The 13894-nt window shown below is 77.8% G+C and carries 12 protein-coding genes and 1 pseudogene; 3 read left to right on the forward strand and 10 right to left on the reverse strand.

What is annotated here, in order from left to right; translation table 11 throughout:
• Window positions 1-77: 77 nt before the first annotated feature.
• A complete protein-coding gene (locus HLB09_RS05820) occupies window positions 78-518 on the reverse strand; it encodes a hypothetical protein (RefSeq protein ID WP_171202463.1) in 441 nt (146 codons plus the stop codon).
• A 227-nt stretch (window positions 519-745) separates the two neighbouring features.
• Here HLB09_RS05820 and HLB09_RS19200 point away from each other — a divergent pair, with 227 nt between their 5' ends.
• Complete coding sequence (locus HLB09_RS19200) at window positions 746-1129, forward strand: STAS domain-containing protein (protein WP_171202464.1); 384 nt, start codon at window positions 746-748, stop codon at window positions 1127-1129.
• 47 nt (window positions 1130-1176) lie between these two features.
• Here the strand turns inward: HLB09_RS19200 and HLB09_RS05830 are convergent, their stop codons facing one another.
• Both HLB09_RS05830 and HLB09_RS05835 read right to left on the reverse strand, forming a co-directional pair.
• Complete coding sequence (locus HLB09_RS05830; RefSeq protein WP_171202465.1) at window positions 1177-2169, reverse strand: quinone oxidoreductase family protein; 993 nt, start codon at window positions 2167-2169, stop codon at window positions 1177-1179.
• 43 nt (window positions 2170-2212) lie between these two features.
• A complete protein-coding gene (locus HLB09_RS05835) occupies window positions 2213-3043 on the reverse strand; it encodes a GAF and ANTAR domain-containing protein (protein ID WP_171202466.1) in 831 nt (276 codons plus the stop codon).
• A gap of 289 nt (window positions 3044-3332) precedes the next feature.
• On the opposite strand from HLB09_RS05835, the gene HLB09_RS05840 reads away from it, so the two are divergent.
• Complete coding sequence (locus tag HLB09_RS05840; RefSeq protein ID WP_171202467.1) at window positions 3333-3956, forward strand: STAS domain-containing protein; 624 nt, start codon at window positions 3333-3335, stop codon at window positions 3954-3956.
• Window positions 3957-4367: 411 nt separating this feature from the next.
• On the opposite strand, the gene HLB09_RS05845 is transcribed toward HLB09_RS05840, so the two are convergent.
• Entirely contained in the window at window positions 4368-5282 is a 915-nt protein-coding gene (locus tag HLB09_RS05845) for a manganese catalase (protein ID WP_171202468.1), read from the reverse strand.
• Window positions 5283-5419: 137 nt separating this feature from the next.
• The gene (locus tag HLB09_RS19815; protein WP_171202469.1) at window positions 5420-6076 is read right to left on the reverse strand and encodes a GAF and ANTAR domain-containing protein; all 657 of its coding nucleotides are present in this window, start codon (window positions 6074-6076) and stop codon (window positions 5420-5422) included.
• Between the two features lie 263 nt (window positions 6077-6339).
• Here HLB09_RS19815 and HLB09_RS17730 point away from each other — a divergent pair, with 263 nt between their 5' ends.
• Entirely contained in the window at window positions 6340-7092 is a 753-nt protein-coding gene (locus HLB09_RS17730) for a TetR/AcrR family transcriptional regulator (RefSeq protein WP_212770614.1), read from the forward strand.
• Window positions 7093-7138: 46 nt separating this feature from the next.
• On the opposite strand, the gene HLB09_RS05860 is transcribed toward HLB09_RS17730, so the two are convergent.
• The 5 genes and pseudogenes from HLB09_RS05860 to HLB09_RS05880 form a co-directional block, all read right to left on the reverse strand.
• Entirely contained in the window at window positions 7139-7702 is a 564-nt protein-coding gene (locus HLB09_RS05860; protein WP_171202470.1) for a GNAT family N-acetyltransferase, read from the reverse strand.
• An 11-nt stretch (window positions 7703-7713) separates the two neighbouring features.
• On the reverse strand, window positions 7714-8949 hold the full coding sequence (locus tag HLB09_RS05865) for a cysteine desulfurase-like protein (RefSeq protein WP_171202471.1): 1236 nt from the start codon (window positions 8947-8949) through the stop codon (window positions 7714-7716).
• Window positions 8950-9065: 116 nt separating this feature from the next.
• Window positions 9066-10898, reverse strand: a complete 1833-nt coding sequence (gene asnB / locus HLB09_RS05870; protein WP_171202472.1) for an asparagine synthase (glutamine-hydrolyzing) — start codon at window positions 10896-10898, stop codon at window positions 9066-9068.
• Window positions 10899-10994: 96 nt separating this feature from the next.
• Window positions 10995-13463 carry a SpoIIE family protein phosphatase gene (locus HLB09_RS05875; RefSeq protein ID WP_171202473.1) on the reverse strand — a complete coding sequence of 823 codons (2469 nt, stop codon included), beginning with the start codon at window positions 13461-13463 and terminating at the stop codon, window positions 10995-10997.
• A gap of 66 nt (window positions 13464-13529) precedes the next feature.
• Window positions 13530-13894, reverse strand: a pseudogene (locus tag HLB09_RS05880) (hypothetical protein); the annotation flags it as partial.

Here is a 13894-nt window from a genome sequence, read left to right on the forward strand (position 1 = left end):
GCCTCAGCTCGTCGCCGTCGTCGCCGCGGGAGGCGCCGAGCGCGTCGCCTGAGGCGCCGCCCGGGCCCGGTGGGCCGTCAGGGCCCGGTGAGCCCCGCCGGCGGGGCCGACGGGTCGACCAGGTGGACGCGTCCGTCGAGCGTGACGGCCTCCTCCACCGGGACGCCCTCGAGCGCGCGGACGCGCACCGACGAGGGCGTGGTCGGCACGCCCTCGTAGAGGTCGGCGTCCCCGCAGGGCGGGACGACGGCCGCGAGCTCCGGCCCCGTCGGCGGCGGCGGCGCGACGCCCGACGGGGGCTCCCACCAGACGTACGTCCTCCCCGCCACCTCGACCGCCGCCAGGCACGAGCCCGCCGCGGGCCCGGCGTCGGGGGCGGACGGCGGCGCGCCGGTGCCCGTCGGCGGCGGCGCTGCCGACGTCGTCGTCGGGGCGGGCGAGGACGCCGGCCGGCCGGCCGCGGGTGCTCCCCCGTCCCCGCAGGCCCCGCACGCGGCCGCGACGGCGAGGACGAGCACGGCCCGTCGTGCCGAGCCCCCACCTGCCGGCCCCCTCGGCGCCGTCGCCGTCCCGCTCCCGGTCCTCATGGCGGTGGGACGCACCGCCGTCCCGACGCGGTTCCCGGCGGGTGCGTCCCGGTCGTCCAGGAGACCACCAGCCGCCACCCACGTCCCTCACGGCCCGTGGGTGTGCCCTGGGGGCACCAGGTCGCCCGCGGACGACGACCCCGGCCCCGGGAGACGGCGTGACCACCGCCACCGCAGCCCCGCGCACCCGATCGACCACCGCCCGACCGACCACCGACCGGCCGACCACCGACCGGGCACGGCGCCCCCGGCGTCCGTCCGTGGAGGTGCGGCTCTCGGGGGACCTCGACCTGTCGGCCGCCCCGGGCGTCGCCGACCACGTCATGGCCCTCGTCGACGGCGGCGCCGACGTCGTCCTCGACGTCTCCGCCGTGGCGTTCGTCGACTGCTGCGGGCTCTCCGCGCTCGAGCGCTGCCTCGTGCTCGGCGGTGACCGGGTGCGCCTGTCGCGCACCGGTGACGCCGTCGACGACCTGGCGCGCCTGGTCGCCGGTCCCGCGAGCCCGCTCCTGCGGGCCGCCGCGGGCCCCGGCGCCGCCTGACCGCGCCCCCGCCCGACCGTGCCGCCCTCGCAGGCGGGCGGGACCGCTCAGCTGCGCCCGAGCTCCGCCTCGGCCGCGCCCTCGGGCAGGACGAGGAGCTTGCCCGTGGTCCGGCGGCCCTCGAGGTCCTCGTGGGCCCGGGCGACGTCCTCGAGGGCGTAGCGCCCGCCCACCCGCACCGACAGCCGCCCCTGCGCCGCCCACCCGAGCACGGCGCCGGCCCGCTCGAGCAGCTCCTCGCGGGTGCGCGTGTAGGCCGCGAGCGAGGGCCGGGTCACGTAGAGCGAGCCCTTCGCGTTGAGCTGCTGCAGGTCCAGCGGCTCGACCTGCCCGCTCGCGCCGCCGAAGAGCACCATGGTGCCGCGGGGGCGCAGCGCGTCGAGGCCCTGCGCGAAGGTGGCCCGGCCCACGCCGTCGTAGACGGCCGCGACGCCCTCCCCGTCGGTGAGCTCCCGGGCGCGCGCGGCGAAGTCCTCGTACCCGAGCACCTCCTCGGCGCCGGCGCCGCGGGCGAGCTCGGCCTTCTCCGGCGTCGACGTCGTCGCGAGGACGCGCCCGCCGCGCAGCACGACCATCTGGGTGAGGAGCAGGCCGACGCCCCCCGCGGCGGCGTGGACGACGACGACGTCGCCCGGCGCCACCGGGTACGTCGAGGCGCAGAGGTACTGCGCCGTCAGGCCCTGGAGCATGAGCGCCGCCGCCGTCTCGGCGTCGACGCCGTCGGGCACCGGCACGGCCTCCGCGGCGTCGACGACGACGCGCTCCGCGCAGCTGCCCGGCGCCTGCTTCCACGCCACGAGCCCGCCCTCGGGGAGGTCCGCGCCCTCCCCCGCCGCGACGACCCGTCCGGCGCCCTCGAGGCCGAGGCCGAACGGCGTCGCCACGGGGTAGGTGCCGCTGCGGTGGTAGGTGTCGATGAAGTTGACGCCCGCGGCGTCCACCTCGACGAGCACCTGGCCCGGCCCGGGCCGCGGCTCCTCGACGTCGACGACCTCCACGACCTCGGGCCCGCCCGTGCGCCGCACCTGCGCTGCTCTCATGGGCCGAGCCTGCCGCCCGCGCCGCGGGACCGCTCGGCGGGCCTCAGGCGCGGTCGCCGCCGTCCGCGTCGGCGTGCGCCCCGAGGGCCTGGGCGACCACCTGCGCCGCGACGTCGCGCAGCTTGGTGTTGGACCGCTGGCTGCGCCGGGAGAGCTCGGCGAAGGCCTCCTCGGGCTCGAGCCCCAGGGCCGCCGCGAGGACCCCCTTCGCCTGCTCGATGACGGCGCGCGAGCGCATGGCCTCCTGCATCTGCCCCGCGCGCTCGGCCGTCGACGTGAGCAGCGCGGCGTGGGCCAGCGCGGCCCCCGCGTACCCGGCGAAGACGCCCGCCACCTCGACGGACTCGTCGTCGAGGGCGACGCCGCCGCAGCTGAAGAGGTTGAGGGCGCCGACGACCCGGTCCGCCCACGGCACCCCCACCGAGACGACCGACGTCACCCCGTGCCGCTGCGCGAGCGCGCTGAAGCCCGGGTAGGTGGGGTCCGTGCTCGTGTCGCGGATGCGCACGACGCCGCCGGAGCGCGCGGCGTCCATGCACGGCCCGAAGCCGTCCTCGTACTGGCGCTCGTCCAGCAGCGCCGCCAGCCCACCGGCGAAGGCGGCGCTGCGCGCGCTGCCCGCCTCGTCGACGAGCGTCACCGACAGGGCGTCGACGTCGACGAGGACCTGGGCCGCCAGGTCGCAGACCTCCTGGAGCACGTGCCCCAGCGGCTGGTCGAGGCGGATCTGCCCCAGCGCGGCGAGGGCGGGGTGCGGCGGCGGCAAGGGGTCGCCCAGGGCGGTGGGGTCCGGGGCCGCGGTCGGGCCCGGGGACGCGGTGGGGTGCGGGGGGGCGCTGGGCTCGGGGCGCCCGCTCGAGTCGTGCGACGACATGTCGGTGGTTCCTGCGGCCTCGTGCGCGATCGGCGCCTGACGTCGCTCGCCGGTGCCCGGCCAGACCCGACGGCGTCCTCGCGCGAGCTGGCGTCTCAACTCGGCGGGGCGGCGAGCGCCCCGCCCTCGCGGGCGGTCGAAAGGTACCCGTACCGGGCACGCACCACCTGTCGGGCCCACGGTCCGCCCTCCCCCCGTGAGGACACGCCTGGTCTAGAGTCGTTCCAGCGCCCCCCTCGCCCCCCGCTGGAGCCTGACGGCGGTCACTCGTCGGGGCGCTGGGGGCCGCATGCGCGGACACGGACAGCGCCGGACGGGCGACGCCCACGTCGTCCTCCACGGCGACCTCGACCTCGGCGGGTGCGAGCGGTGGACCGCCGTCCTCCGCGACGCCGTGGCCCGGCTCGAGGACGACGAGGACCTGGTCGTCGACGCCCGGGACGTCCCCTTCGCCGACTGCGCGGGCGTGCGGCTGCTCGAGGACGTCGCGTCCCGGGCGCCCCGGCGCGTGGTCCTCCGCGAGCCCTCCGCAGCGCTCACCCGGGTCCTCTCCCTCGCCGACGCGACGTGCGCCCCGGAGGTGGAGGGCGAGCGCGACGGAGGGCCGGGCCGAGGACCGGGGCTGCGCGCCGTGAGGGCGGTCTGCGCGCGCCTCGCCGCGGACGACGAGGAGCTGGGCGACCGGGCGCCACGCCGGGCGGTCGTGCGCCTGTCGGCCGCCGACGTGGCGCACCCGGGGACCCCGGGTCGGGTCCGCGTGGCCCTCGTCGAGCAGGGGCTCAGCCCGGACCGGCTCGAGCTCCTCGTGCCCGCGCCCCTGGTCGGCGGGGCGGGGAGCGGCGCGGCCGGGGTGGAGCGGTTGCGCGACCTGGGGTGCCGCGTGAGGGCCGAGGACGGCTCACCGCTGCCCTGAGCGCGGCCCCGGCGCGCCACCCGAGCCGTCGTCGTCGGGACCCCCGGCTCGGCGCACCTGCTCGGCCATGGCGTCGAGCTCGCGGAGCACCTCCTCGGCGCTGCGCGTCCCGGCCCCGTGGCGCTCGGGGCGGGGCGGCCGGCGGGGCTCGCGGCCCGGGGCGGCCGGCGGGGCTCGCGGCCCGGGGCGGACCGGTCCTCGGGCCGGGGCCGCCGGACGCGGGGAGGGCGGGACGGTCTGCGCACGGGGACCCCCGGGGGGACGGTGCGGGGCGCCCCCCTGGCTGGTGGCGCGTGCTGCGCGGTGCGGTGCTGGGGTGGAGGTCGGTGCGGTCGTGCTGGGCGGTGGGGTCGTGCTCGGCGGCGGGACCCGCCCGGGCGCGGTCGGCGCCCGGGCGTGGCCCGGCGGACGTCAGTCGAGCGCGTCCTTGATCTTGCCCACGACGCCCTCGGCGGCGCCCTTGGCGCGCCCGCCGGGAGTGCCCGGCGTCCCGGGGCCCTGGGAGCCGTCGTACGTCGCGAAGAGGTTCGGGTCCGGCGCCGGGAGCGTGCCGTCGTCGTCGGTGAGCGGCGGCGCGTCGGCGACGTACTCGATCTCGCCGTCCCCGAGCAGGGTCGGCCCCTGCGCCCACCGGCCCTCGCCCGCCGCGCTGCCGGGGTTGGGCGAGTAGAAGGCCTTGTTCCAGCGCTGGTCCTCCTCCTCGGCGTTCGAGTGCTCGACCACCTCGGAGTACCCCTCCTCGATGAGCTGCTCGATGCCGAGGAGCCACTGCTGCTGGTGCCACGTGTCACGCGCGAGGTTGAACTTCAGCATCGCCTTGACGCCCGGGTCGTCCGTCATGCCGTACAGGCGCGACGTCTGGAGCCGACCCTGGGCCTCGGCCGCGGCGTTGGCGCGGAAGTCGGCGAGGAGGTTGCCGCTCGCGACGATGTAGCCCGCGTTCCACGGCACGCCCATGCTGTTCGTCGGCATCGCACCGCCGCCCGCGACGATGGCGTGCTGCGGGTTCTGGCCGCCCAGCGTGGCGGCGAGGACGGGGTTCGCGGCGGCGGCGGCCGCCGTCGTCTCGGCCGGGGCGCCCTCGAGGAGCCGCGCGAGCATCGTCGTGAGCATCTCGACGTGCGCGATCTCCTCCGTCCCGATGTCCATGATCATGTCCTTGTACTTGCCCGGGACGCGGCAGCTCCAGCCCTGCCACAGGTACTGCATCATCACGGTCATCTCGCCGTACTGGCCGCCCAGGATCTCCTGGAACTTCATGGCGTAGAGGGCGTCCGGCTTCTCCGGCTTCGCCTCGAACTGCAGCTCCTTGACGTGGCGGAACATCGAGCCTCCTGCGGTGCGCGAGGTGCCAGGGAGCCGCGCTGCTCCAGCTCCCGCCGCGAGCCTGCCCCTCCTGCGCCGACCCTGCCCGTCGGGCGCCCTCGGCGGACGACCGTCCGCCCCCCGCGAGGGGCTCCGTCTCAGGGCTCCGCCGCGTCCGCCCGGCTGCGGACGACCTCGCGCGCCAGGTCGTCGACCGACCGGCCGTCCTCGGACGCACGGCGCTCGAGGAACCGGAGCGCCTCGTCCTCGCTGAGCCCCTCGCGCACCATGAGGTGGCCCACCGCCAGCGGCAGCACGTGGGCCGAGGGGTCCAGCACCTCGTCGAGCCGCCCCCCGGGGCGGCCGGCCTCGTCGGCGGCCAGGTCGTCGAGGGCCCGCGCCTGCAGCATGAGGGAGAGCAGGTCCGCCAGGCGGCCCACCACCGCCGTCTCGGCGGGGGAGAAGGGACGCACCTGCGAGCGGCTGAGGGCGAGCATCCCCAGCACCTGCGGGCGGTCGTCGTCGCCGCGGCCGAGGAGGGGGTGCAGCTGCAGCGTCCGCACCTGCGTCGGCGGACCGCAGACGGCGAGCGCCGGCCACCGCCCGACGGCCTCGTGCATGTCGCCCACGCAGGTCGCGCGGGCCGTCCGGGCGACGTCGGTGCCCGGGCCCTCGCCGGCCAGCCGCTCCTGCTCGGCGAGCCGGACGAGCACGGCGTCCGAGCCGCGCACCGGGTAGTGCTCGTCGCCCGTGATGAGCACGAGGGCGACCCGGTCGGCCGCGACCTCCTCGGCCACGCGCCGGGCGACCGCCACCTCGGCGACGTGCGGCGCCGGACCTCCGGACGGGGGGTGGGAGCGCTCTCGCACTTCTGCGTCCACGACGGTCCCCCTCCGCGCCGACCGTGCGGCGCCCTCGGTCGCCGCCCGTCAGCTGGACCGCGACTTCCCCAGCGTAGGAGCACCCGCGCGCTGCGGGGAGGGGGCGCCCACCGGCACGGCGCCGGGCGCCGGGCGCGACCTCGGGTGATGATGCACCCCGCAGGGGCTGGTGCACGACGTAGTGGAGGACGAGCACGGTGGAAGACCCGACCGAGGACGGCGCCTCCTCCGGCACACCCACCGCGAGCGCCGCGACCCGCGGCCCCCGCGGCGCGCGCGGGGAGATCAGGCGCCGCATCACCGAGGCGGCCGTGCGGTCCTTCGCCGACCACGGGTACGACGGCGCCTCGACGCGCGCCATCGCCCGCGACGCCGACTGCGACCCGGCGCTCGTCCGCTACTACTTCTCGACGAAGCAGGACCTCTTCGAGCAGGTCGTGCGGCGGCCGAGCGCCCTCGACGACCAGCTCGAGGCGATGGCGGCCCTGCCGCGCGCCGAGCGCGCCGCCTACCTGGCCGGGCTCGTCGAGCACTGCTGGGACGACCCGGACACCCGCGACTACTGGCGCTCCCTGCTGAGGACGGCGGCGACGGACGACGGCGTCGCCCAGCGGGTCGAGGACACCTGGTCGGAGTTCGTGGCGCTGGGCGTGGCCCGCGAGATGGCCACGACCCGCGGGCGCGGCGACGGCGCCGTCCTCGGGGCCCGCAGCCGTGGCGGGCGCGGTCCGGTGCCGCCGTCCGCCGGTGCGCCCGCGGAGGGGGTCGTGGACGAGTCCGTGCCGCCGGAGGGGGTCATCGCCGTGGCGAGCATCACCGGCCTGCTGAGCGCGGTGCACCTCAGCGGCTCCCGCCGCGCCGGCTCGCTCTCCTCGACGGCGCGCTCGCAGGCGCTCACCGCCGTCCTCGAGCGCTGCTTCCGCAGCCAGGAGGACGTCGTCGACGCGTGAGCGGGGCCGCTGCGCCCGCGGCGGGGAGCGGGGGTGCCGCGGGCCCTCAGGGGCCCGCGGACGGCCCGGCGAGGGAGCGCTCGAGGACGTCGAAGGCGAGGTCGTCGCGCCGGGGCCGCCCGAAGCGCTCGTCGCCGTAGGGGAAGGGCCGCTGCTCGCCCGTTCGCCGCCACCCCCGCCGCTCGTACCAGGCCACGAGCTCGGTGCGCTGGGTGATGACGGTCATCTCGAGCACCCGCGCGCCGAGCCCGCGGGCGCGCTCGACGGCCGCGTCGAGGACCGCGCGGCCCGTCCCACCGCCCTGGCGGGCGGGGTCCACGGCCACCATGCCCACGTAGGCCCGCCGGGGCCCGCCCGCGGCCGGCAGGACGCGCACGTGGCAGCAGGCCAGGAGGGCGCCGTCCTCCTCGAGGAGCAGCACCGCCGAGCCCGGCGCGCCCACGAGCTCGGCCACCGACGCAGCGTCGGTCCGCTGGCCCTCGAGGAGGTCCGCCTCCGTCGTCCACCCGCCCCGGCTGGCCTCGCCGCGGTAGGCGCGCTCGACGAGCGCCACGACCGCGGGCACGTCGTCGAGGTCGGCCGTCCGCAGCCGCCCCGTCCCGTCCGCCACGCCGCCGCCCCTCAGGCCCGGGCGCCGTCGGCGACCTCGGCGACGGCGGCCAGCAGGCGGTCGACGTCGTCGTCGCTCGTGTACGGCGCGACGCCGGCGCGCACCATCCCGCCGGACGCGCGGAGCCCGAGCACCTCGACGAGCTCGCGCGCGTAGTAGTCGCCGTCGCTCACAGCCACGCCGCGCGAGCCCAGCCAGCGCGAGGTCTCCCGGGGGCTCGCGCCGGCGACGCGGAAGGAGACCGTGGGCGTGCGGCGGGCCGGCGCACCGACGACCGTCACGGCGTCCGTGCCCGTCAGGCCGTCGAGCAGGCGGGCGAAGACCCGCTCCTCGCTCGCCTCGAGGGCGGCCGCGGAGCGGACCACCCGGGTGCGGCGGTCGTCGTCGGGGGCGCCGGGCACCAGGCCGGCGAGCAGGTCGACCGCCGCGGTGGCGCCCGGCATGAGCTCGAACGGCGGGGTGCCGTGCTCGAAGCGCAGCGGCACCTCGTCCGAGGCGGGCACGAGCTTGTCCGGCTGCAGGCCCTCGAGGAGGACGGGGTCCGCGACGACGGCCGCCATGTGCGGTCCCATGAGCTTGTACATCGACAGCGCGTAGAGGTCGGCCCCCAGCTCGGCGACGTCGACGGGCGCGTGGGGCGTGAGGTGCACGCCGTCGACGTAGGAGGTGGCGCCCACGGCGTCCCCCGCGGCGGTGATCGCGGCGACGTCCGGGCGGGTGCCGAGGGCGTTGCTCGCGCCGGTGACGGCGACGAGCCGGGTGCGGTCGGTGACCGCCGCGAGCGGCTCGACCAGCTCGCCCGTCGCGGGGTCGACGTCCACCCACCGCACCGACGCGCCGGCCCGCGCCGCCGCCTGGACCCAGGGGCGCACGTTAGCGTCGTGGTCGAGCCGCGTGAGGACGACCTCGTCGCCCTCGCCCCAGCCCTTGGCGAGCGCGCCCGCCATGACGTACGTGAGGTGCGTCATCGACGGGCCGAGGACGACGCCCTCGGGGACGCCGCCGACGAGGTCGGCCACCGCGTGCCGGGCCGCCGCCACGGCCTCCTCGGCCCGGCGGCTGGCGTGGTGCGGCCCGTGCCGGTTGGAGACGGCGGAGCCGAGCATCGCGCCGACGGCGTCCGCCACCGGCGCCGGCACCTGCGTGCCGCCCGGGCCGTCGAAGAAGGCGATGCCCTCGCCCAGGGCGGGCACCTGCGCGCGCAGGCCGTCGAGGTCGAGGGGCGGTGCGGTGCTCGTGTCGCTCACGCCCGCCACCCTGGCACCGGGGTCGGGCCGGGGCAGCCCGCGACGCGCGGCGGCCTCCCCGACGAGCCGTCCGCCGCCGCGCGGGCGTCCCCCGCGCGGCGGCCGGCGCGCCGACCTCAGTCGAGGACGAGCCGCGGCTGGTACAGGTCCAGCCAGACGCCGAGACCCAGGACCCGCTCGACGCCGGCGCGCACGCCGAGGGGGGTCTCGGCCGGTTCCCGGCGCACGACGTCGCGCAGCCACCCGTCGTCGACGAGCTCGAGGACGGGGTGGCCCTCGGCGAGCAGGTCGGCGCCCTGCTGCAGCAGCGCCCGGGTGTAGTCGTGGTCGGGGTTGGCCGGGTAGGGCAGCTTGCGCCGCTCGCGCACCGAGGCGGGCAGCAGGTCGCCCGCCGCGCCGCGCAGCAGGCTCTTCTCGTGGCCGTCGTAGCTCTTCAGCGCCCACGGGACGTTGTAGACGTACTCGACGAGCCGGTGGTCGCAGAAGGGGACGCGCACCTCCAGGCCCACCGCCATGCTCAGACGGTCCTTGCGCTCCAGCAGCGAGCGCTCGATGCGGGTGACCGCGAGGTAGGACATGACCCGGTAGCGCCGCTCCTCCTCGCTCTCCCCGTCGAGGTGCCCCACCTCCGCGACGGCTGAGGCGTACTGCGCGTCGACGAAGGCGGGCAGGTCCAGCGCCGCCCGCAGCTCGCCGCTGAGCCGCGAGGACAGCTGGGCCTGGGACCGCCGGACGAGCACCTCCATCCACGGGAAGCTGTCGTGCGCCCGCCGCTCGGGGTGGGTGAACCACTCGTACCCGCCGAAGAGCTCGTCGGCGCCCTCCCCGGACAGCGCGACCGTCGAGTGCTCGCCGATGGCCTTGAAGAGCAGGTACATCGAGGAGTCGATGTCGCCCCACGTGACGGGGCTGTCGCGGGACGCGATGACCGCGCGACGGACCGACGGGTCGGCCATGGCCAGGTGGTCGAGGACGATGCGCTCGTGGCGCGTGCCGACGTGGTCGGCCACCTCCGTGGCGAAGGGGCTGTCCGGCGTGGCGCCCAGCCCGTCCCCCTCCCCGACGAAGTCGACGGCGAAGCTGCGCACCTGCTCGCCGCGCGCGGCGAGCGCCTTCGCGGCCAGCGCCGTCAGCACGCTCGAGTCGAGCCCGCCCGACAGCAGGGTGCAGCGGGGGACGTCGGAGACGGTCTGGTGCGCGACGACGTCCTCGAGCAGCCCGCGGACGGTCTCGAGCGTGGTCGGCAGGTCGTCGGTGTGGGGCCGGGTCTCGAGCGTCCAGTAGCGGTGCTCGCGCAGGCCGTCGCGGTCGACGACGAGGAGGCCCCCGGGGAGCACCTCGCGCATGCCCCGCCACAGCGACGCGCCCGGCGGCACGGCGAGGCTGAGCATCGCCCGCATCCCGTCCAGGTCGACCGTGCGGTCCCCCAGGGGGTTGGCCAGCAGCGCCTTGGACTCCGAGCCGAAGAGGACGCCGTCCGGCGTCTCGGCGTAGTAGAGGGGCTTGATGCCGAGCCGGTCGCGGACGAGGACGAGCCGCTCGACCCGGCCGTCCCAGATCGCCGAGGCGAACATGCCGTCGAGGTGCTCCGCGACGGCCTCGCCCCACTCCAGGTACCCGTGGAGGACGACCTCGGTGTCGCTGCGCGTGCGGAAGCGGTGGCCGCGGCGGACGAGCTCGGCCCGCAGGTCCTCGAAGCCGTAGACCTCCCCGCTGTGCAGGAGGACGACCTCGCCGTCGTCGGTGCGCACCGACATGGGCTGCGCGCCGCCCTCGACGTCGATGACGGCCAGCCGGCGGTGCCCGAGGGCCGCGTGGCGCTCGACGTGCAGCCCCTCGGCGTCCGGTCCCCGGCACGCCATGGTCGCCGTCATGGCCTCCGCGTCGGCGCGGTGCCCCGGCTCCGTCAGGTCCCGCTCGAAGGACACCCAGCCGGTGATGCCGCACATGGTCCGCTCTCCTCCCGGCCGGCGCGTGCGCGCCGGGCCGCGGGCCAGGCTAGGCACGCCGGACGCGGTGCGGCGCTGCGACGTCGCAGGCTGCGGTCAGGCCGCCGGGTCCGGGGGCACCTCGGGCGGGACGACCTCCGGTCCCGCCTCCGGAGGGCGCGGGCCGTCCTGCGGGTGCAGCCTCACGGCGAGGAGCGCGACGTCGTCGTGGCTCGCCTCCGGGCGCAGCCGGTCGAGCAGCTCGTCGAGCACCTCCTCGAGCGGCAGGTGCGCGACGTCGGACAGCTCGCGCCGCAGGCGCGCCAGGCCCTCCTGCAGGCCCTGGTCGCGACGCTCGACGAGGCCGTCGGTGTAGAGCAGCAGGGTGCTGCCGCGGTCGACCACCGCCGTGCCCTCGTGGCGCCGGACGTCGGGGAGGATCCCCAGCAGCAGGTCGGTGCGGGCCGCCAGCAGCTGGTGCACCTCGCCGTCGGGCGTCGCGAGCATGGGCGGCGGGTGTCCCGCGTTGGACCACCGCAGGCGGGTCAGGCCCTCGGCGCGCATGTCCGGCGTCTGCTCGACGCGCACGACGACGGCGGTCGCCGTCGTCTCCAGCAGGAGCCCCTCCATCGCCGCGTCGAGGCCGGCCAGGGTCTCCGCCGGGCCGGCGCCGTGGTGGAAGGCGATGCCGCGCAGCAGCCCGCGGAGCTGGCCCATCGCCGCGGCCGCGGCCGTGTCGTGGCCGACGACGTCGCCGATGACGACGACCGTGTCGCCGTCGCGCTGGAGGAAGGCGTCGTACCAGTCGCCGCCCACGCGCGCGGCCTCCGCCGCCGGCACGTAGCGCACGGCGATCTCGGTGTGGTCGGGCGCCGGCGGCGCCGTCAGGAGGCTGCGCTGCAGCTCCTCCGCCAGCGACAGCTGGGCCCGGTACAGGCGCGCGTTGTCGAGGCCGACGCCGGCGCGCTCCGCGAGCTGCCGGGCCACCGCCATGTCCTCCTCGCCCGGGCCTTCGCGCCCCGCGCTGCGGAGGACCGTGAGGACGCCGAGCGTCCGCCCCCGCGCCACGAGCGGCACGATCGCCGCCCAGCGCGGCGCGAGGGTCGCGAGGACCTCGGCCGCGGGGCCCGGGCGCAGGACCCGCGCGATGGACTCGTGGGCGGGCTCGGGCACCTCCACCAGCCGGCCCTCCGTGAGCGCGCGGTCGAGGTAGCTCGCGTCCTCGAGCGCCTCGAGCCGGTGCTGGGCGTAGACCTCGACGAGCGGGCGGAGCTCCTCCTCGGCGTGCCACCACCCGACGTCCTGCAGGCGGCCGTCGTCGCGCACGAGGGTGACCACGGACCAGTCGGCGAGGAGCGGCACGACGAGCCGGGCGAGGCGCGCCACCGCCGCCTCGGGGTCCAGCGTCGCGGCGAGCTCGGCGCTGACACGGGAGAGCACCTCGCGCCGCGCCGCCTCCTGGACCTCCCGCTCCTGCAGGGCCCGGCGCTCGGTGACGTCCGTGAAGTAGACCGAGAGCCCGTCGTCGACGGGGAAGGCGCGCACCTCGTACCAGCGGTCGAGCGGCGCGGGGTAGTGCGCCTCGAAGACCCGCGGGCGCCCCTCGGCGACGGCGGCGCGGTACTCGACGTCGAAGGGACTGCCCGGCGCGGCCGGGAAGAGCTCCCACACGACACCGCCGAGGAGCTCGTCGCGCCGGAGGCCCAGCAGCCGCTCGGCCTCGGCGTTGACGTAGGTGAACCGCCACTCGCGGTCGAGGGAGAAGAAGGCGGCCGACATCGACTCGAGGACGCGCCGCACGCCCGCCTCGGCCGACTGGACGTCGGTGACGTCGTAGGCGGCGCCGAGGAGGCGCAGGCGCCCGTCGCCGCCGTGCAGGGCCCGACCGCGGGCGGAGATCCACCGCACCACCCCGCCGGGGAGCACGATGCGGTACTCGGAGGCGAAGTCGCCGACCGCCTCGACGGCGGCGGTGACGTCCGCCATGACGCGCTCCCGGTCCTCCGGGTGCAGGCGCGCCTCGAAGTCGGCGAGGGAGCGGCCGAAGGTCGCCGGGTCGTAGCCGAAGATGGCGATGAGGCGGTCGTCCCACTCGAGGTGCGACGTGGCCACGTCGAGGTCGAAGCCGCCGACGCCGGCGGCCTCGATGGCGAGGCCCCAGCGCAACCGGCTGCTCTCGAGCTCGTCGGCGAGGTCACCGCGCTCGCCCTCGGTGACGACGGCGGCCGCCAGCTCGACGAGCACCGCGACCTCGTCCTCGGTCCAGGGGCGCGACGACGTGCTGTGGACGGCGAGCGCACCGACCGGCCGACCGCCGGCCAGGAGCGGGACGGCGAGCAGCGCGCCGACGTCACCCGCGAGGACCTCGGGCGCCGCGGCGGTCCGCGCGTCGAGGACGGCGTCGGTGACGACGAGGGGTCCGCCGACGGCGGGCGCGATCAGCGCGTCGGCGCGCAGGGCCGCGAGGTCGCCGTGCAGCCGCACGCCGTCGGCCGCGAGCACGCGGCGGGCGAGGCCGGCGAGCCGCTCGCGCGGGCTGGGGCCCTCCGAGGCCGGGGAGCCCGGGGGCGACGTCGGCGTCGTCATCGGCCCTCCTCGCTCGTCGGCCGCCCGCCATCCTGCCCGACCGCGGGCGCTGGGGGAGCCGCCGCGCTAGGTCCGCCGCGGCAGGACGCCGGCCCGGACCTCCACGTGCCCGCGGGCGAGGGTGACCGAGCGGACGTCGTCGAGCTCCTCCTCGACGGCGCGCCAGGGGTGCGCGGCGACGTCCACGCCTCCGAGCGCGCACGCGGCCCGCGACGCCACGCGCAGCGGCAGCGCCCCGCGCGCCACGGTCGTGTCAACGACGGCCGCGTGAGCCCCGGGTCGGGCCGCCTCGAGGGCCGTGGCCCACGCCCGCCGCAGCGTCCTGCTCGACGGCCAGCCGGCCACGCAGAGCGTGTGGATGAGCCACGGGGACGCCGTCCGCAGCGCCCCGCCCGGCTTCACCGTCACCGCCTCGACGCCCGGCGCCCCCG

This window comes from Pseudokineococcus marinus (assembly GCF_013004605.1).
GTDB classification, from domain to species: Bacteria; Actinomycetota; Actinomycetes; order Actinomycetales; family Quadrisphaeraceae; genus Pseudokineococcus; species Pseudokineococcus marinus.